Source organism: Qipengyuania sp. HL-TH1 (assembly GCF_036365825.1).
In the GTDB taxonomy this organism is placed as follows: Bacteria; Pseudomonadota; Alphaproteobacteria; order Sphingomonadales; family Sphingomonadaceae; genus Qipengyuania; species Qipengyuania profunda.
Window position 1 is genome coordinate 75,428 of sequence record NZ_CP142674.1, and the last position, 18,957, is coordinate 94,384.

Genomic DNA, 18,957 nt, shown 5'->3' on the forward strand with positions numbered 1-18,957 from the left:
AAACGAACCGTTTCATCCGGCATTTGGGACTGCGGGATCGATTAGCGGCGTCCTCCGGCTTAGCGGACCAGCGCCGCCGGATGAAGAGAAAGGTTTGGTATATTGGGTCGAGATTGCGAGTATGACCACACGCAAGCCGAAGATCTATCGGACGCTAATTTTCGCCAGTCGATGCCGAGAGCTTCTTCCTCGTCGTCTACTCTCATTGCCGGCTAGCGGTGCCACCCGGCTCTCGGCCATAATCTCGCAACATCTGCAGGCAGCTCTCGGCGGTTGCTCGATGCACTGCCTCGTCGGGCTCCCCGAGCGCTTCTTCCAATCGAGCGAGCGAATCGAAGTACAGCGCTTCGATCTCGTCCAAGGGATTAGTGACGTCCGACATGCATCGAACATACCTTATTAGGCGTCGCAAGCATAGCCGTTCTCTTTCAAGTATTGTCTGTCATGCGTGATGAGGCTATCGCCGCAAGTCTTCTCCATTTTAAATTCCTTGCTGCAGGAACCTAATGCGATATCGGTAGCGCATAGAGACCCGGCTGCCGGAGATCGGACCGAAAATGATTACGCGATTGCAGCGATGCCACGTTTGATGCATATCCAGTCCATGGCTGGTAGACGTCGAATAGTGGGCTGAAGGCTAAACATCTGCTTGCTGCGCACTGCCGGCCAGAAGCGGACGGACCGCTTTCGGCCCAGATTTTGCCAATTAAACACCGTCTTGCTGGTGGCAGATCTCAGGCTCCGCAGTCTGTCGCGCTAATGGCTGGAATTGGGTGGTTTTGCGACAGTCTGCTTTTTGGGCCGAGGCAGAGAAAGGCGGACATTGTCCTGCTGACGAATGCTGGGCCGTAAGCGGCCAGTCTGGCTATGATGTAGAGAACGGCAAAAGCTGTAGTTTGGCTTCCGACACCAATCTTGAAATTGGCCACACTGTCTTCACCCCCAGGCTTGGGTAGAGCCCCGTCAGCCGACCATACGCTGCAGCGTTCCGTCCCGCTTGATTGAGCCATGCCAGAATAGAGCGATCCCAGCGTGACCGAGAATGAGCGCGGCGAGCAGCCAGCCCATCTCACCATGCCATTCGGCAGGGATTTGCATCCAGGTTACTTCCTGTCCGCGAGGTTGCAGAACCTCTATCCCCCAGAAACTCAGCCCGCGGGTCCCGCCGGCAGCAGCGAGAACGCGCACCGACGGCACGATTATCATCAAGGCATAAATCGCGAGATGGCCTGCCATGGCCGCGCGGCCCAGCGCGCCCGGATGCGTCGGCCTCCGGGACATGTTTGCTAATCCCCACGCTCCTCTTAAAAAAACGAGAAGGAACAACGTAAGTCCGACATCCGTGTGATATCCCCACAGCATTTCCCGAAGCGCGTTCTCGCGCGGCAGTCCCCAATGGGCAGCCGCCGAGCAAAACTGAATTAGGAATAGCACAGCCATGCCCCAATGCAGCGAGCGCGAGACCGCGCCGTAGCGGTCGGGATTATCCAGAACACTATTACTCACAGTTCGCTCCTTGATACCTACGTTGCAATCCCGACCACGCTGCGTCCTTGATACCTTGTCGCGGATTGCCGGTGCATTGAAGCGTCATCGCTGCGACCCTTCCCTCGACGTTCTTTAATGCTTGAACTTTACAGTTACGTTGGACGGTGCCGGTCGTAGAACTTCAACACGCCTATCAGTTTGGCGAAATTCTCTTGAGACGAAAGGCTGAATGAACCAGCGCGAGGCGAAGCGATTGTAACCGATCGCTAGCGATGTCGCTGTAATATGGCTTTTCGAATGCGGGCCCCGCGCGGTCGCTTCAACCCTGATGACGCCGCCACCCGCCCGCATCGCGGCGCGCGATGGAAAAGCGTATCGACTGAGCGATAACGCCGACCTTCGGCCGTCGATCGTCAACGCGGTATTCCGGACTAGAGCCGACCCGAACGCGCGGCGTTCCGCTTTGCCGATAACTCGGTCACCATCGGTATCGAGATGGTCAAAGAGATGCACACCGTCTTTCCCGCTGGCTGCCAGGTAATAGACGACAATGGCTCGGTCCGAAGCGATGGTGAGATGGGCCTGCTGCTCGACCCGGTTATGGGGATGGGCCATCGCGGTGCTCGTTAGGCAAGCGACGATCGCCGTGAGTGCAAGCGGTATCAATCGGCGGCGATCCATCGCGCACCATAATCGTTGCCGGGATCGCGATACATATTGTGCGCGTGCTCGGTAATATCGTCGCCCATTTCCTGCGGCCCGTATTCCATCATGATCGCAGGACCCGTAACGCGGAAGTAAGCGGCTCCGAACGGCTCGGTCGGTCCCCACCATGCGAACCATGTATCGCCGATCGTAGCGCGCACCTCGGCCATCTTCGCCGCAGCGTCGCGCGCGTTGAACTGACCGACCCGCGCTTCGACAACAGCGAGAAGCAGTTCGCGCTGCCTCTCGTCAAGGTCCGCGCCTCGCACGCCCTCGTCGGTGATGACCGTTCCATGCGCCCCCGGGCCTAGCAAGATGTTGATTACTGCGTCGCCGCGGATCGCTTCGCCGCGCTGGCTTTCCGTCAGACTGCCGAGGAAGTTGCGGGAAGCAGCGACCTCCTCGCGCGTGATGTAGACCTCCTTCCCCTCGAACTGGATTGTCAGGGGCTGCCCTCCTGTCAGCATGGGTGAGAACGACGCCTTCGCTCCGACGAAGGTCATGTTGTAGGCCATGTGGTGTCCGCCGAACTGCAACATCCATGGCGCATCGGTGGAAGGCTCGCCGAGGAACGCGACGTAATAGAAGCCACTGCCGAAATCCGCCGCCGGACCGTCACCGCCGACAAGCGTGTCGTCCGCCGCCATCTGCATCCTGGCATTACGGAAACCGTCGGCACTCAACACCTCGCGCAGCAGCGCATCGAGCGCCGCCAACTGGTCTTGGGAGAGGTCCTTGCGCATGATTCCGCCGCGTTCCACAAAGCTGGTCGGAAAGTTCGACCAGCGGGCACGCTGGGCGTTGTCGTCGAAGTCATAAACTACCGCAGCGCGCTGCTCATCACTCAATGTGGTGAGGAATGCTTCGGCGGCACTGACGATGCTTTCTGCTTTCGCATCCGAAGCACCGACTTCCACATTATCGGCGATTGTGATGCCAACGGTTTCGCCGTCTGGTCCACCGCCCGAGGAACAAGCTCCCAAACCTAGAATAAGTGCCAAGGGGACGACAGACGATCTAAGAATACGCATGCCTTATCGATATTCCCAGCTGGCTTGTTAGTCTAGAGCTTCCTGGGCAATTTGAAACGCGGAGTCTCACGCGAACGACGGCCAGACACAATTTCAAAAAGGTGTACTTTCGCGTTCTACGTCAGTGACGTAGTTGGTTCGCATGCGTCATCCAATTGAGACTCGATGACGGAAATTTTTCTGAGTCTCAGATGAAAGGACATGTGACAAACAGCAGGCTGTCTGGCAAACCGGGTCGCAGGACGAAGCGAAAGAACTTTGCCGCGGATATGAGGGCGCCCTGGCGATCGAGCGAACCGATCAGTTGTGGAACAGGCGATCCGGATGAGACTGCCGGGTCAACCGAAGTAACTCGATAGTAACGAACAATCCGAAAGCATTGCGAAACCAGTTTGCTTCATGGAAGACTGGTCATGAAGCATGTTTCGAACGCACCCAATGAGCCGCACCTTGGTGCGTTCGGTCTTCTACTAAGGAGACTTCCTTTTCTCGGCCGCGCATCGACGGGGCGAACAGGACAGAGAGCCAAGCGGCGACGAATCGCGATCGTCGCGGTCGTCATTGGTCTGTTCGCCGCGCTCATTGAACTTCCCATGCCGCTTGAGGACGGGTTCAAGGCTGCCCGGGCCGAGCTGCGCACCCGCGAAGCGCCGGGCGATATCGTGGTGGTGGCCATAGACGATGCGACACTGAACGCCTTGGCCACCGATCGTCCCACTCGTCGCCAGGACGCACAACTCGTCGACCGGATTTTCGCGCAAGGGGCGAGCCGCCTTGTGTTCGACAGGGCCTACGCCGACCCGGCGCCGCCTGAAGACGACGCCGCCTTCGCGGCCGAACTCCGGCAGCATCGCGGTCAGGTGTGGCTGGGAGCCTCGCCGGCGGCCGACAACGGTCTGCAGCAGCACGCCGGGCTGCTTCCCACGCCCGCGCTGCGCGACAGCGTGGCGGTCGCCTCCATGATGGGGCAGAGCGGACCATTCGGCCTCTCGGTACGCTTCCCGACCTCCACGCCCATCGGCGCAGACGAGATACCATCCATTTCCGCGATCCTCGGTGAATACAGAGGCGAGGAAGGCTGGTATCGCCCCGACCTCGCGATTGATGCGCGCTCGATCCCTACCGTGAGCTACGCGGAAATTCTGTCGGGTGCCGGCGACGTGGACCTGAAGGGCAAGACGGTGGTCGTGGCGCCGACGCATCTGGGCTCGACGGACTTTCACAATCTCCCCCTCGGCGGGAAAATTCCGGGCGTCTATTTCCATGTCATGGGCGCACACACGCTTCAGGACGGGATGCCGCTCGACCTGTCGTGGTACCCGGCGATGCTGTTCGCCGCGATGGTGCTGTTCGCCCAGGCGCGCCGCCGCAGGCCCCTGCGGGCGGTTACGTGGGGCGCGATCGGCGTGCTTCCGGTTGCAGCGACGCTACTCGATGCATCCCGGATATCGATCGATGTGTTTCCCGCGCTGATCGCTCTGGGTGTCGGCATGGTTCGCCTCAACCTCCATGCCGGAAAGATCTATAACAAGTCGACCAACCTGGTTCTGCGGGAAGCTCTCGAAACCACCGGGGACGATGCCAAGACCGATGTCTATGCCTTCAAGATCACCAATCTGGGTGATCTTACGGGCACCGGCGTCTCCAAGGATCTCGGCCGATTTGTCGAGCGCGTCATCGATACCCTGCAGGGCGCCGCGCAAAGCCGTGTCGGAGACCGGCAGATCGTTTTTGAGAAGGACACGCTCATCTGGCAGGCGACCAAGCTCGATGCCCGCGATCTTCACAAAAACGCCGAGGGTTTGATCGCGCTTCTGCGTTCGGGAACCGCCGTGCAGGGAGGTGCGCGGATCGAGGGCACGATCGGGATCGAGACCAATCGGACCCTGCCACTCGAAACGCGCATCCACAACGCAATCCAGGCGGCCGAGCTGGGATCACGCAAGCGAATTCGCAGCGTGATCGCCGACACCAAATGGCTCGATCTCCGGGAACGGCGCATCGAATTGCTCTCCGAGCTCGACAAGGCGATGGAAGAACGCTCGATCGGTATCGGCTACCAACCCAAGGTCGACCTCCTGAGCGGCCGTGTCGTTGGGGCGGAGGCACTCATCCGCTGGGAACACCCCGAGCTAGGCTACATCGAGCCTACCGAAGCCGTTGCAGTAGCCGAGGAACACGACAGGATCGACGAGCTGACGGCCTACGTGGTCGATCGTGCCCTCGAGGATGCCGGCGCCGCGATCGCGCTTGACCCTATGTTCAAACTGGCCGTGAACGTCTCCGCGCAGACGCTCGGCAGCGTCATGGTCCTTTACCACGTCGCCCGACTGCGGAGCCGCCACAGGTTTCCGGGCAAGAACCTCATCATCGAGGTGACGGAATCGACGCCACTCGACGATATCGCGGTACGTGAGATCATCCGCGGGCTGCAGAAGGACGACATCACGTTCTCGATCGACGATTTCGGGACAGGTCATTCGACGCTCGCATATCTCGGCCAGGTTCCAAGCGCGGAACTCAAGATCGATCGGCGGTTCATCATGAACCTTGCGACGTCGGAGGATAGCCTGGCGGTGGTGAAGGGCACGATCGAGATGGCTCACACGCTCGGCAAGGTGGTGGTCGCGGAAGGGATCGAGGACGATCTGACCGCGGAGCGATTGCGGCGGCTCGGCTGTGACATCGGCCAGGGGTTCCTGTTCTCGCCTGCCGTGGCGATGGACGAGCTGCTGCTGATGCTCGAGGAGGAGTACTCGGTCGCCTGCGCTTGAAATATTCTAACGACCTGTTAACCATCCCTGTTAGCACTCTACGTGCCAAACAGGAGGTTATTATGTGGCGTTGGTGGAACGAGCTTTTCGGCAGCCGGTGATCCGCAGCTGACGAGAAAAGAACGAAGCCCCGGTTCGCCGGGGCTTTTTCGTTTCAGGGGCAAGCTCGCCGACAAACGAGTGACCGAATGGGGTGTTAGATGGCAGAGTGGAAACCGCGCGATCATCTTGCGGAGTTCTGGGTGGCGGGCAAACTGGTCGACGCGGGCTGGAACGTCTATTTTCCGCACCGCGACAAGGGATTTGACCTGATCGCGACCTATACCGATGGCGCGCAGATGCAGCTCCGCCCGATCCAGGTGAAGGGCAAATATCCAAAAGAGGGTACGCGCAATCGGAGGACCTATGGCTTTCGGGCATCTCTATCCGCGATGCACGAGCGCATGGTGCTGGCCATCCCGATGTTCGTGAATGCCGATGACCCCATGCCGCTGCATGTCGCGTGGATGCCTCGAGAGAAGATCGTTCAGGAAGAGAATGGCAATTGGCGGTGCGAACCGGCCAAGTTCAAGGACGGGGTTCCGATACCTCGCCAGGAGTTCGAGCAGTATTTCGATCAGGCAGGACTCGAGCTGCTGAAGGGGATCTGACATCCGGAGCGATCCTCCGCTCAGCGCGAGGATCAGTCCCAGGGTAGAACGGTACCGGTCGCCAGCATGGCGCGGCCAAGGTCGCGACCGTCCGCGAGGGTGCAGGAAGCAACGACGCGATCAAAGCTTCGACCTTCATGGCGACAGCGTATGGGTGGGGCGGCAATCGTAATGTGACCGCTTTTCCATCGCCCCGTCCGACGTCCGAGCAACTCGACCAGAGCATCTCTTGAAGCCTCTCCCGAGGCCCGAGGGCATGGGTGATGCGGCCGGCAACTACCATCGATCTCGCGCGCCGCTATCGATGAGATGCGGATTTTCGGACCCTCTTCGCACCAGATGGGACCGTCGCCGTCCCACACGGCGATCGGCGTGCAAATGAAGATGGCGGCCGCAATAATCGACATGGTCTTCTTCTACCGCAGTCCGATCGAATTGGCGCGCTCTTTCAATGGGGGTGATGCCGAGACTCGCAGCTACCTGGGGAGGCAGTCCCAATGGTCGACGGCGGCGGCGGCGGACTGTGAGGAGAACCCGCTCAAACCTGGATTCTTACGATTGGGCTTCGTGAGTTGCAGAGCGGTCTTCTGCGACATCACGAGGAATGTGTCGGCTCGTCTATCTATGCCCGCTGGCGTCATTCCCAGTCGCACGAGAATGTAGAACAGATTGGGGGTAGGAGCCTTCGGCTTGACGCACCACCGGCCCGATCGGCCCTTGCCTTTCACATCGACGATGAAGTTCTTCCCTTGTGGAGAGCGAACAACGAGATCGGCTAAAGGCGCATTAGGACCAAGCGTCAAAGCTACGCTGTAGCCCCTGCGCGATAGTTCGGCGGCAGCCAGAAAGACCGCTGACCACTCGTTCTGATTGCGGGTATCAGCCATTCGACATGGAATAAGGCGCTTCGTTTAAGGAAAAGTTCGTCACATCGACCAAGCCGAAGCTGGTAACCATATGTCAGCAAGCGGCCCTTACGGTGGCGCAATGAAGAAGGATCATTCCCCCCACCTTATAGGTTCCGTTCTTGCGTGCGCTCTCATGCATCCCACGGTCGCCAATGCGCAGGTGGCCACTGAAGGTGAACTGCAGATCGCTACGCTGGAGATTGTCGGCCACGTCCCTAGTGACGCTTTCGACAGAGGTCCGGTCGCTGACTTTTCCGGCCGAACCTTCGCGATCGACGTTCCTGTCGAGGAAGTTTCCTTTGAAAGCCTCAGTTGCCGCCCGCACTGGACGTACAGCCAGAGGGACAACTCCCTTAAGGTGACCATGCCTTATGGGGTCGCAAGCACCTACACGATGCTGCGCGGCCCTGGCGCCGATCTCAATGGCGCGGCCAACAGCGCGTACCATTTTCGCCCGTTCTCCTGCGCCCTACCGCCGACCACGGAATCCGAGGGTGTAAACGGCTTTGGTGCGCGCGTGACCATCACTCATCGCAAGAAGCTGGTCATCGGGTTCAGCGCTCCTGCTGACCCTGAATACCTCCGCTGGTCGCAGGCAGTGACACCCGACGAGGGGCGTGCGCTTTCGCAGGCGCTGGTCGTGCGGTACTCAGGTTCGATAGAGAGCTGGGGGCTTGGAGGCAGCATCGGTTGTGTGCGAGAGCATGGAAAGGCGACATTCACATCTCCGACCGAAACCGACGAAACTCTGTGCGTCGTGAAGGCGTCCAATCTCCGTGTCGACCTGATCGATACACGAACGGGGCGGGCACTTCCGTGGGATCCCAGCGAGAACGACGGCAAGCGTCGCCGTCGCCGGTAATGAAATCCCGGCGCTGACGCGGTATCCCGACAGACCATGCCCCTGATGTTCAACATGTTGCTTGAGGACGCCGATATCAGCTCAAGCGATGTCCGGCTTCTTCGCCATCAGACCGGCAAGGTGCCCGGACGATCACCTTATACGCTCTGGCGCGACGATGTGACGGCTTTCGAACAATATCAAAGCACACAGGATCCAGCGAAGCGAGCGCGTTTCGACGCCCGCTATTGGGCGAGCTTCGTTTCCCCACCAGGAGGTGGCACCCTGTTCGTTGGGCTCTACGAGATCACGCATGTCGGTGCCGTTGCCGATGACGCCATCGACCCCCTTACCGGCCTCGCACCCGGTGCCGACAAAGGCGGCAGCAACTACGATCAGTATCGTTGCGATCGGTCCGACCTGCTTAGAGATTACATCGGCCGCCTTCACATTTCGTGGGGTGTCGGCAGTTCGCACAGAGCTTGGGTCCAGCGCGCCGATCGCCAGAACAAGGAGATTGTCGAGCTTACCCGCGAATTTCGCGAGGAGGCGTTCCCGGGTTTCACCGCCTTCTCCCTTCCGCTGTCCGATTTGCCCGGGGTGCCGATCGGTTGGCGAGCGGCGCTGGGAGCCGCACGCGGGGTTTACCTTTTGGCCTGTCCGCGCACTCGCGAGCATTATGTCGGCTCGGCCGACGGCGCCGATGGCTTCTTCGGCCGCTGGATGGACTATGTCACAACCGGCCACGGCGGAAATGCCGGTATGCGCATCAGAGACCCAAGTGATTACTTGGTCAGCGTCCTAGAAGTCGCAGGGTCTACGGCGGGCCGGTCCGACATTCTCGCGATGGAAGAGGCTTGGAAACGGAAGCTCATGAGCAGGTCCATCGGACTGAACAAAAACTAACAGACAGCGGCTGCGGTGAGCTAAAGATCAGTTCACCGAGCTTCTCTCCAGGTTCTTCGCCAAGAGCATTTCGAGTAAATCGTCGTCTGCAATATCGCCGGCAACCTCGTAGGCTGCGGCGACGGCTTCATCGAGTGTGCGATGTGCCAAGACAAGCCATTCGGGTCGTTCGTTATACAGGGCGGTCATCGTGCGTCGTCTGAGAAGATCGGCGGCTGCTTGATCCGCAGGAGCGCGACGTGCGGGAAAATCGCCCGTGGTTTCGCCAATCTCAGTCCAACTTCCTTCGGGCCACAGCCAACCGGTGCGCAATCGATCGAGCTCGCGTGCCGCTTCACTGATCGCTGCCGCTCCTGGCGCCTGAAGCGCCACATCGACCGACAGGTCGGGCGACATTCCGTCTGGAAACGGGAACGTCGCGAACGTGCTTGTGTGGGTGTAGCGCGGCCGATCTTGCAAATCCGACCCTTTTCGAAGCGACCAGAGTTCGTGGAAACGACTTTGGAGAAGGCCGAACATCAGATCATCTTCGCGGGCGATCACGATAAGATTTTTGTCGGGCAAAGTCGGATAGCGCAGCCAGCTGAACACCCGGTATTGCGCGGTTTCCGGCGTGACAATGTAACGCTCCAGTCGCTCTATCTTCTCCCGCATGTCGGGCCTCCGCCGCCACGGCTCCCACCACGGGTATGTCTCCGAAGCGCTTCCGCTGGCATCGCGCAGCTCATCGATCATCTTGCCATCCTCGTCCGGCGTCGAGGCAATATGGTGAAACGGGGCGGCGAACTGCGCGGCTGCAGCCTCCGACAGGCCCGGCGGCAAGTCGATCAACCAGACATCGCGGGGTCGGCTCGTTACATCATCTCCATTCCAATATGGCTTGAGCACCGACGCATTTCCCCGCCCGTTCGGATTAGCGGGCTGTGCCATCCATTCCCGCGCGAGGCCGCCGGCGACGTCGAACGGCCCGCTCTTTTGGATACCCAGCATCGCGACCCCGGCATTCTCTGCCAGTGGTCTCGCGAGGGTTAAATTGAGACCGGCTGTCAAATCGGCATGGATTTCAGTGACCGGGGCGCCGTCGAGATAGGCAGCCGGATCGGGATGTTCGCCGAAGCATACAAGCGACACGTCTACAGCGGCGCCATCAATGTCCCAGCGCTGCTCTGGCCACGCGGCGAATATTCGAGTGCCGTCGAGGATACGGTGCATGACATTGAGATTCGTGTTCTTCCGGATCGAATTCGTGCCGACCAATCCAGCACGTTTCGCCCGGCCCTCCTCGATCATGACCCGAGCATTTTCGAACCAGAAGCAGACCAGGTCCGTGAAGGCCGGCAAACGCCCCTTGTAGACACCCCTGATACGGGCAGTTTCCTCCGCTCCCAACCGGCGCTTCATGAATTTTGCGCCCATGTACGGCGGGTTCCCGACGATCACATCGGCATCGGGCCAGAAAGCCGCGTTTCCGTCAGCGTCGACAAGGGCGTTCTTGTTCTCAATCGTGTCGAGGGGTTTCAAGACCGGCGCACGATTGAGATCGAAACCATTGCGCAGCATCCACTGAATTTCACCAATCCAGACAGAAACTCGCGCAAGCTCGGCCGCGTAGGGGTTGAGTTCGATACCCAAGACCGCTTCCGGTCCGATCGATGGAAAAGCGCGTTCAAATCCCAGAGCTTCTCCCTCGACCATGATCCGCCATTCGAGCGTCTTGAGCTCGTCGAGCGCGAGATAGAGAAAATTGCCGGATCCGCAGGCGGGGTCGAGCACGCGCAACGCGCGAAGACTTTCCAGAAACGTTTTATAGGAGGCCTCGCCCTCTTCGAGCGCCTGGCGATAAGCACGGTCGGCGCCGCGAAGGCCGCGGCGGACCTGATCCAGTTGGCGATGCTTTCGCAGCTTGGGAAGTTCGTCGAATAGAGCCAGCTGCGGCCCGCCGGTCAGGCTGCTTCGCACCTCGCGAATTTCTTCCGCCAATTCGGGGTACTGGCTCGCCGCTTCGAGTTCGGCCGACAGCGCCTTTGCCGCTGGTTCGATAAGAGCCTCGATCTCGGATTTGGTCTTGGCCCAATCGGCGAGCACCGGATCGCTCAGCACGGGACGGATGATCGTCATGATCGTCTCCCGGCTAGTGTATTCGGCACCAAGTTCCTCGCGCTTCGACGGATCGAGTCCGCGGACGAACAACGTACCGAGGATCGATGGGTCGATCTGACTCCAATCCAAGCTCGCGGCGGCAAGGCACCGCTGCACCTGGTCGCTTGATAGGGGCAGCGCCCTTGCGTCTCGATCCGCAAACAAACCCCCGTTGAAGTGGGGGACCTTCTCCAAGCCGAGACGGCCCCCGGCGTGCATCTTCGAGAAGAGATCGCTCGCCAACTCTTCGAAGCTATCGGACCCCGAAAGGGCAGTCTCCAGGACACGGGTGAACATCTTGTCTTTCAGGAGGTTCGCGTCTTCGGCGAACATGCAAAAGACCATCTGGTTGATGAAGTGAGCGACCACGAGCGGTTCGTGACCATTTCTGCGCAGTTCGTCGGCAAGCTCGGCGAACGAGCCCGCGACGTCCTGCGTCACCGCCTCGCGTGTGACAGTCGGTTTATACCGCTCAGGCTCGACAAACAGCCATCGCAGCTTTTGTAGTGTCTCGGGGATAGCAATGTCAGCCAGTTCGAATGTGTGAACCTCGCTGACGGTGTTGGTCCAGTTCGTCCGGACCACGATTCTCCGCGTATCGGAAACGACCAGAAGCGGTGGATTGCCAAGGGCCGGCGCATACTGCTGGAGCTGCGCATATGCGGCGTCCAGATCGCGTCCCGGACCTTTGTACTCCCATGCGAAAGCGCCTTGCTTCCAGACATCGGCGTAGCCGCTTCGCCCGGTTGTTTTCTGAGCGCCTTTCTCGAAGGCATACGTTTCACCGCTGGTATCAGCGTCCGCAGGACCCTCGACTTCCAGCAACCTACACAGGTCGAGGAAATGCGACTGCGCTGCCTGGCGCTCGCCAAGGGTGCTCTCGCTCCATTTGGTAATGAATTCGCGCGGACTCAAACTCAAAGAGCTCCCAGGTTCAGGGAACCTCTACCAAATGACAACGCCCCTACCTCCATGCCTACTATGCGTATCATGCTGCGAATGCCAGACTGATAAGATGACAAACGACGATACTGGAACGGCAGACTCCGTAATGGCGCCGCCCTCGCTTGCCACGAAGGACCAACCACACCGAGGATTCCTACAATCTGCGGCTGCCATAGTGATTTACACCGCGTTGATGGTTCTGCTCCTCGCCAGCTGATATCTGCTATTTTGGATTGTTGGCTTATCATTCGTTGCTCGGACGGTTGATGGAGCTGTTGTCTTCAATCGCCCATTCGGAGCCATGTTGTTATCGATACCCCTTCTTCTAGCGGCTCTTTTCTCATGGTTGGCCGGCGCTTTCGCGCGCGCACGATTCAACACGATTGATGGAGGAACACTGGCCATTCTCGGGATATTCTATGTGGTAGTGTTTACCTCGCTAGGAGCCTTTTCCGGCAGAGCGCTCCGTTCATTCGACATTGATCGGGGAGATAACGGCGCACTCGCGATCCTATTAGCTATCTGGCTTCTGCTTTTTGGCTACGCCATTAAGGCATTTTACGATGAAGGACGTGACCGAATGTCCAGATGGCTCGACCGACACCTACAACGCTTCAAGCTATAATACGAAGATACCGACCCCCCGCAAGTTTGAAGGGTTCATACAAGGCTCTCGATATTACTCCCAAGATCTACTCAGAATACGGTCGGCCATTGCCATCGCTTCATCAAATTCCTGGATGACGTCGTCATCGCGGACTTTTTCAATCCTTCTTACTTTGAACGTCCTCTTGTCTAACGCCCAGGATTGAAGGCCTCGTTCGGCAGGATGAGCTGCGCACAGCTTGTCGAGTTGGCGAACGACGACCGTCGTGCCCGACTGAGAAAGTTCCCAACCACGCCTGATATGTGATCGTCGCAAAGTATCCAGCGCCGCCAATGCCCCCGCAATAGCAGGTGCTCGTGAGTTCTTCGACAGCTTGCTCAACGCAACCTCTGCCGCCCCGAGACGATCTGCAATGGTCCGCACCCGCTCATGAACGGAGCGTGCCGTCATTCCCCACGTTTTCAGCACAGCATCGCGCGAAAGGGCGCGATCTATGCGAAGGGCTTTCCGTGTAACCATCCCCGGCAGAGGCGGCTGTGCCGGCAAGGTAATCAAGGCGAGATTGATCGCCCATACCCCACGACGCTCAGCTGACTGTGCAGGCCGCGCAGATGCAAAGCGCGGGTCTTCGCGAAGATTCGTTACCGCAGTCACGAGGTTGTCGACCGGTGGAGCCGCAATCAGCTGCACTCCGGCCCCTTTGAGCGCGTTCCCTGCATCGACGAGCATTTCACGCTCTGCCGAGGTAAAATGGCTGTCGTCAGTTCCCCGCGCTCTTTGCAATCGCAGTGCGGACTGACGCAGCGGGCCGTCTCTGGAGGCCAGATAAGCTAGGACTGAGCCTACGCGAGGATCCTCAGTGAGAAGGACGTGGTCCGAATGCCGCCACCCCGAGAATAAGGGACCCGTGTCTCCCGGCCCTGCGTCTCTAATGAAGGCTTTCCACGCCATATCGACCAAGGCGAGATCAACCGCCGCCCTGACTGAACCGGAAAGCAGCGGCATTCGACCGTGCAGTGAGCCAGCGATCCAGAATAGGTCGAAATCTTCCATCGCATCATTCTATGCCAGCGATCCTCCAATCACTAGCACAGAAAAATGGGCAATCGAGGCGATTTGCTATAATTGCGGTTTATAGCAAGTGCGGTCTTGCGGGGCGGGGCACGTTTTTGCGATAGCAGTCCAGCAATCAAGAGAAATCCGCACCAATGCCCGAGCGTCCCGCTTCCGAAATCATCGTCCACGACCAGTCGCGCAAGGTGCCGCAGCCGCGCGGCAAGGATCAGAAGATCGACCGCGAGCTGCAGGCGGAGCTGCGGATCGCGCAGGCTCTGGCTGCCGGCGCCGATGGAACCCTAGAGGATATCAGCCAGGACCGCTTCGAAGCCGAGTTCAAGGCGATGGCATTGAACAGCAAGATCGCGGCCGCGGCCGACCTAGACTGCTATGTCGACTGGTGCATCGCCGAGCGCCGTGCGGCGTTTCCGGCCGACCCGGTGACGCTGGTGCGCTACATCGAGTCGAAGGTGAAGGCCAAGGCGAAGCCCGCAACGATCGTGCGGCAGAATCTCCAGCATCGCCAAGGCGCACCATATGCTTGGACTCGAACCGATCGGCCCGCGCGATCGCATGGTCCGACAGACCCTGGTCGCGATCGGCAAGAAGAAGAAGCAGCGGCAGGCTGCCGCAATCCGCGTCGGAGAAAGCCGTACCGGCACCAGCTCGCCGATCACCATCGAGGCGCTGCTCCAGTGCTGCGACAGCACGCTTCCGGGCTTGCGCGATGCGGCCCTGCTCTCGGTCGGCTACTACGGCGGCCTGCGCGTCAGCGAGCTGACAGCGGCCGAAGTCGAGCATCTCGCGGTCGATGCCGACGGAACCGGCACGTTGACCGTGCCCTTCTCCAAGACCGATCAGGAAGGGGAAGGCGCGGAAGTATGGATGCCGGCCGATGCGGTCCGGCGTCTGCGGGCGTGGTTGGAGGCGGCGGAGATCGATGAAGGGGTGATGTTCAGGCGGATCCATGTCACACGCAAGAAGGCCAAGGGTGCGATCGCCCCTCAGGCGTGGGACAGCATCCCCGGGCACACGCGGCACTATCAGGAGCGGCTTGTCGGCCAGGCTGCGACGCCGGCGATCACCGTCTACACGGTCGGCCCCAATCCGCTGACGACGCAGGGCGTCAACGCGATCTACAAGCGCCTGGTCGAGCGCGCATGGGCCGATGGTCTGATCGAGATCGAGAAGGACGACATCGTCAAGGCGTTGAAGACGATATCTTCCCACTCGTTACGGGTTGGCCTGACCCACGATCTCATCGCGCTCGGCGCCGACGGGGTGGCGATCACCAATGCCATGCGCTGGACATCTCCAGGAACCATCTTACGCTACGGGAAGAAGCTGCGCGCGAAATCGAGCGCGACGGCCCGCTTTCTGAGCAGCGAGCCAGAATAGAACAGGGGCTAGGAATCGAACAAGAAGTCTCGACACTGACATCTTTTTAAGCAAGGTTCTTCGATAGAAAGTTCCAAGGGGGCGCATTCCGTGGAGCATTATGCCGATCTGCAGAGGCTGCTCCATGCGGTCCACAAGTATCGCCAGGAAGGCAAACTTCCTGACGATCCAGCAGAGCTGGACGAGGTCTGCGCCCGCGTTCTGAACTACGATCGTTTCGATGAAACGGCGATCGAGTGGAAGCGGATCGCGGACTACGAAAAGGAACTGGCTGGCGGCGAGTGGCCCGACCGCGGCTGATCCATCCCCCCTTAAGTTAGCATGATTGTCGAAAGGCCCTCTCAACTGGCAAGACTATACGGCAGTAATGGGGTGATGGGGTGGACGCCCCCCGACGGCATCGATGTGCCATAGTGGAGGTGTTTACACACCACTAGTGAAGGAGGCGTCCATGTCGGAAGTTAGCATAATTGGTCTCGATATCGCAAAGTCTGTTTTTCAGGTGCACGGCGCGGATGCATCGGGGCGCGCGGTGCTCCGCAAGAAGGTCAGCAGAGCCAGGCTGCTGGAGTTCTTCGCCTCGCAGCCGCCCTGCCAAGTAGTGCTGGAGGCCTGCGGCGGCGCGCATCACTGGGCTCGCGAGCTGAGCAAGCTGGGCCACGATGTCCGTTTGATCGCGCCGGCTTACGTAAAGCCGTTCGTGAAGCGTCAGAAGAACGATGCGGCGGATGCCGAAGCTATCTGCGAGGCGGCACAGCGGCCGAGCATGCGGTTTGTGCCGGTGAAGACGGAGGCGCAGCAGGCAGCCGCGCTGGTGTTCCGGGCGCGCGACCTGCTGGTCAAGCAGCGCACGCAAATCAGCAACGCCGTTCGCGGCCACATGACCGAGCATGGCTGGATCGCGCCGCAGGGTCTGGCGCATATGAAGAAGCTGGCCGCGCTGCTGGAGGATCCAGATGCAGTTCCGCAGGCTGCAAGGCCAGTGCTGAGAACCTTGCTGGACCAGATGGCAGTGCTGAGCGACCGCATTACCGAACTGGATAAGGAGATCGCTCGGCGTGCTCGCGAGGACGAGACCGCGCGCCGGCTCATGACGATTCCGGGCATCGGGCCGATCACTGCTACCGCGATCACCGCGCTGGCGCCGCCGCCGGGCACCTTTGCCAAGGGCCGCGACTTTGCCGCATGGGTCGGGCTTACTCCCAGGCAGCACTCGACTGGCGGCAAACAGAAGCTGGGCGCGATCTCAAAGATGGGCGAGCGCACATTGCGAAGGCTGCTGATCATCGGCAGCAGCGCAGTCGTGCTCCAGGCCAGCAGACGCGGTGCGCCCAAAGGATCGTGGCTGGAACAGATGCTGGCGCGCAAACCGCGCATGCTGGTAACGGTCGCGCTGGCCAACAAGACGGCGCGGATCGTTTGGGCAGTGATGACCAGGAACGAGGATTACAGAGCTCCGGTCGCGGTCGCGGCGTAAGCCGAGGCGGACCAGAGGTCGTCGGAAGGACGTAGGCGGACGAAGGAGAGTATGGCAAAACAGTCGGCGAGACGGGATCGGAAGAACCAGGGCTTTCCACCGTGCTTCATCAGCACGCTAAGGGTGATGTGGTTCCGGTCCGCGAACTCCCATACGGGCCCGCAGCACAAAAAGCTGCACCAGGAGGCCGGACAGATGGCAGCATCCGACTACGTGCCAAAACTCTCAAAAATCCGCTTGCATCCTGCGGGGCGTCCACAGATGGAAAGCTGACGACGAACTGTCCTTTCAGCTCTTCTCACATTTTGAGCTGAAGCGATCAATTCCGTGAAGAACATCTGAGGTTTCCGAGCGCAGAATGTCATTCGGCGGACCATCGCTGATCATCTGGTAGATCCACCTGCCATCCCGAAGAAGATATGGCTGCTTCGGCGTGATGCTGTTTAAGTCTCGACTTACCGCGGCAACTTCTGGACCGAGAAAATAGAGGTCACCATGGCGAACAATGTCTGAGATACGCCTGGCATCAGCCTCACCAAAACGCTCGCGCAGCGGCTCATAATCCTCCCGCCTCTTCGGCGAGGCGGCCTTGAGGGCGTCAAAATATCCTTCAGAGAATTTTGCAGCGATCACCATATTCTTCTTGGGGAGTAATGTGCCAGAATCGATCGTGTAGAATTGGCCGGTGAAGACATGAAAAATGTAGCTGACGACGCGACCCTCGTGCAGGAAAACGGAGCGGAGTTCAGTATGCTCAGAGGTTATGCCAGCAAGCTTCTCATTCAAGCACTGCGCTATCGCAATGCGGGAATCTGTGCCACTATCCGATGATCTTTCTTCGGAACACGAGACGACAAGAATCCCCGCAAGTAGCGCGATGATCAAGGGCTTCATTGGCACTCTCGGTCAGTCTTTTGAGCCGGATCGAAGCAGATAGCCAAGTTCACCCGCTTCCCGCACCGACCGGACTTGGTTGCCTTCGAACGAGATGAGCCAAATACACGAAAGCTCAACAAAGCTCCCATGGTTCTCGAACCAAGCCGAACGACTTCCAGCTACTAGGTATGTTGGTCGAGATTGCGCCCTTGGTTCGCCAAGAAGCTTTATACGCGCAACCTCGACTGGTCTTTCATCGCGCCGACCCTGACGCTCGTAAAGACTATCATCCGAGGTGCATCCGAAGCTTTGAAATCGGGCGCGTGCATTCCCTTCCCAAGCATCATCGAAAAACTGCTCGATAAGCTCAGGCCCCCGTTCGTAGTCATGCAATTTCTGGACAGCCCAAATGCTTTCTGCGGCAACATGGCTTGGCCATATTGAAAGGCAAGTTACGCCCATAGCCGCGAGCGCTGCTTTCGTTCTGCGCAATGCTGTGCTCCAACTCAATCCGACTGGTTCCAGCTCTGAAACATGGATAAGAAAAACTGGCGCAGGGCCGGTAGTTTATTCAAGCTCTCTCGATCCAGGAATATTGACGCCTCGAATTTCCCTCTATGGATGAGGGCGTTGCAAATGTCATGTTCGTTGCAATAATAGACAAGATTCTCAGTCCTGTAGAAGCTTCCGCCGCGCTGAGAATGACTGCGTGCCATCACTCTCCATGTGTGCTGATTGCCAAACTTCTCATTATAAAGAACCTTAGCATAGAGGTCGTCTTCCACTGCCGAAACAAGCTCGAAATCATCGATAGCTGCCGATGGTTTTGGATAGATCGCAATTGCGACAGCCTCTTCTCGAACCCCTAGATCGGCCCCAGCGCGCATCAAGAATTCCGTCGGAAGCGCTCTCTGGCTAGTGGCATATGTAGGTATCGAGAATCGTTTGATATCGGCAGCGGGAATGCAAATTTCTGGAACCGGACACCAGTCAGCAACACCCACATCGTGGTCCGTCATCGATAGTGACGTACGCCAACCAAATGCTGCAACAATCAGGACGGCAGCGAAAAGCGCAAACTTCTTCATTTCGGGCGGCAAGCTCTCACAAAGTAACGTCTAGCTCAAATTCACGGACCGACCAATGTCCGCAATTA

The 18,957-nt window shown here is 59.1% G+C and carries 16 protein-coding genes; 7 read left to right on the plus strand and 9 right to left on the minus strand.

Annotation, left to right across the window (positions count from 1 at the left end):
• Positions 1-202: 202 nt before the first annotated feature.
• The 4 genes from VWN43_RS00390 to VWN43_RS00405 all read right to left on the minus strand — a co-directional run bounded on the left by VWN43_RS00390 (position 203) and on the right by VWN43_RS00405 (position 3,194).
• The gene (locus VWN43_RS00390) at positions 203-382 is read right to left on the minus strand and encodes a hypothetical protein (RefSeq protein WP_320179823.1); all 180 of its coding nucleotides are present in this window, start codon (positions 380-382) and stop codon (positions 203-205) included.
• 581 nt (positions 383-963) lie between these two features.
• Entirely contained in the window at positions 964-1,506 is a 543-nt protein-coding gene (locus tag VWN43_RS00395; protein WP_320179824.1) for a cytochrome b, read from the minus strand.
• A gap of 114 nt (positions 1,507-1,620) precedes the next feature.
• Complete coding sequence (locus tag VWN43_RS00400; protein WP_320179825.1) at positions 1,621-2,103, minus strand: hypothetical protein; 483 nt, start codon at positions 2,101-2,103, stop codon at positions 1,621-1,623.
• Between the two features lie 47 nt (positions 2,104-2,150).
• The gene (locus tag VWN43_RS00405; protein WP_330767152.1) at positions 2,151-3,194 is read right to left on the minus strand and encodes a DUF3500 domain-containing protein; all 1,044 of its coding nucleotides are present in this window, start codon (positions 3,192-3,194) and stop codon (positions 2,151-2,153) included.
• Positions 3,195-3,637: 443 nt separating this feature from the next.
• Here VWN43_RS00405 and VWN43_RS00410 point away from each other — a divergent pair, with 443 nt between their 5' ends.
• Positions 3,638-5,998, plus strand: coding sequence for an EAL domain-containing protein (locus VWN43_RS00410; RefSeq protein ID WP_320179827.1), 2,361 nt, complete (start codon positions 3,638-3,640; stop codon positions 5,996-5,998).
• Positions 5,999-6,198: 200 nt separating this feature from the next.
• The gene (locus tag VWN43_RS00415) at positions 6,199-6,648 is read left to right on the plus strand and encodes a hypothetical protein (RefSeq protein WP_320179828.1); all 450 of its coding nucleotides are present in this window, start codon (positions 6,199-6,201) and stop codon (positions 6,646-6,648) included.
• Between the two features lie 476 nt (positions 6,649-7,124).
• Here VWN43_RS00415 and VWN43_RS00420 read toward each other — a convergent pair whose 3' ends face one another.
• Positions 7,125-7,535, minus strand: a complete 411-nt coding sequence (locus VWN43_RS00420) for a hypothetical protein (RefSeq protein ID WP_320179829.1) — start codon at positions 7,533-7,535, stop codon at positions 7,125-7,127.
• 100 nt (positions 7,536-7,635) lie between these two features.
• Between VWN43_RS00420 and VWN43_RS00425 the strand changes: the two genes are divergently transcribed.
• Positions 7,636-8,418: a hypothetical protein gene (locus VWN43_RS00425; protein WP_320179830.1), complete on the plus strand. Its 783-nt coding sequence runs from the start codon at positions 7,636-7,638 to the stop codon at positions 8,416-8,418.
• A 36-nt stretch (positions 8,419-8,454) separates the two neighbouring features.
• Complete coding sequence (locus VWN43_RS00430) at positions 8,455-9,303, plus strand: GIY-YIG nuclease family protein (RefSeq protein ID WP_320179831.1); 849 nt, start codon at positions 8,455-8,457, stop codon at positions 9,301-9,303.
• 27 nt (positions 9,304-9,330) lie between these two features.
• Here VWN43_RS00430 and VWN43_RS00435 read toward each other — a convergent pair whose 3' ends face one another.
• Entirely contained in the window at positions 9,331-12,357 is a 3,027-nt protein-coding gene (locus VWN43_RS00435) for a class I SAM-dependent DNA methyltransferase (protein WP_320179832.1), read from the minus strand.
• 709 nt (positions 12,358-13,066) lie between these two features.
• Positions 13,067-13,723, minus strand: a complete 657-nt coding sequence (locus VWN43_RS00440; RefSeq protein ID WP_330767157.1) for a hypothetical protein — start codon at positions 13,721-13,723, stop codon at positions 13,067-13,069.
• Between the two features lie 864 nt (positions 13,724-14,587).
• Here VWN43_RS00440 and VWN43_RS00445 point away from each other — a divergent pair.
• The 3 genes from VWN43_RS00445 to VWN43_RS00455 all read left to right on the plus strand — a co-directional run bounded on the left by VWN43_RS00445 (position 14,588) and on the right by VWN43_RS00455 (position 16,925).
• On the plus strand, positions 14,588-15,448 hold the full coding sequence (locus VWN43_RS00445) for a tyrosine-type recombinase/integrase (RefSeq protein WP_320179834.1): 861 nt from the start codon (positions 14,588-14,590) through the stop codon (positions 15,446-15,448).
• A 90-nt stretch (positions 15,449-15,538) separates the two neighbouring features.
• Positions 15,539-15,748 (plus strand): hypothetical protein, encoded by a 210-nt coding sequence (locus VWN43_RS00450; protein ID WP_320179835.1) that lies wholly within the window; start codon positions 15,539-15,541, stop codon positions 15,746-15,748.
• 151 nt (positions 15,749-15,899) lie between these two features.
• On the plus strand, positions 15,900-16,925 hold the full coding sequence (locus tag VWN43_RS00455) for an IS110 family RNA-guided transposase (protein ID WP_320179836.1): 1,026 nt from the start codon (positions 15,900-15,902) through the stop codon (positions 16,923-16,925).
• A 288-nt stretch (positions 16,926-17,213) separates the two neighbouring features.
• On the opposite strand, the gene VWN43_RS00460 is transcribed toward VWN43_RS00455, so the two are convergent.
• Positions 17,214-17,711 carry a hypothetical protein gene (locus tag VWN43_RS00460; RefSeq protein WP_320179837.1) on the minus strand — a complete coding sequence of 166 codons (498 nt, stop codon included), beginning with the start codon at positions 17,709-17,711 and terminating at the stop codon, positions 17,214-17,216.
• A gap of 596 nt (positions 17,712-18,307) precedes the next feature.
• Positions 18,308-18,889, minus strand: coding sequence for a hypothetical protein (locus tag VWN43_RS00465; protein WP_320179838.1), 582 nt, complete (start codon positions 18,887-18,889; stop codon positions 18,308-18,310).
• Between the last annotated feature and the right edge of the window lie 68 nt (positions 18,890-18,957).

Coding starts and splice junctions, on each gene's coding strand:
- VWN43_RS00420 (WP_320179829.1), bottom strand. CDS start 7,535: ATGGCTGATACCCGCAATCAGAACGAGTGGTCAGCGGTCTTTCTGGCT.
- VWN43_RS00400 (WP_320179825.1), bottom strand. CDS start 2,103: ATGGCCCATCCCCATAACCGGGTCGAGCAGCAGGCCCATCTCACCATC.
- VWN43_RS00390 (WP_320179823.1), bottom strand. CDS start 382: ATGTCGGACGTCACTAATCCCTTGGACGAGATCGAAGCGCTGTACTTC.
- VWN43_RS00465 (WP_320179838.1), bottom strand. CDS start 18,889: ATGAAGAAGTTTGCGCTTTTCGCTGCCGTCCTGATTGTTGCAGCATTT.
- VWN43_RS00440 (WP_330767157.1), bottom strand. CDS start 13,723: ATGCTCGTCGATGCAGGGAACGCGCTCAAAGGGGCCGGAGTGCAGCTG.
- VWN43_RS00455 (WP_320179836.1), top strand. CDS start 15,900: ATGTCGGAAGTTAGCATAATTGGTCTCGATATCGCAAAGTCTGTTTTT.
- VWN43_RS00425 (WP_320179830.1), top strand. CDS start 7,636: ATGAAGAAGGATCATTCCCCCCACCTTATAGGTTCCGTTCTTGCGTGC.
- VWN43_RS00415 (WP_320179828.1), top strand. CDS start 6,199: ATGGCAGAGTGGAAACCGCGCGATCATCTTGCGGAGTTCTGGGTGGCG.
- VWN43_RS00430 (WP_320179831.1), top strand. CDS start 8,455: ATGCCCCTGATGTTCAACATGTTGCTTGAGGACGCCGATATCAGCTCA.
- VWN43_RS00445 (WP_320179834.1), top strand. CDS start 14,588: ATGCTTGGACTCGAACCGATCGGCCCGCGCGATCGCATGGTCCGACAG.
- VWN43_RS00410 (WP_320179827.1), top strand. CDS start 3,638: ATGAAGCATGTTTCGAACGCACCCAATGAGCCGCACCTTGGTGCGTTC.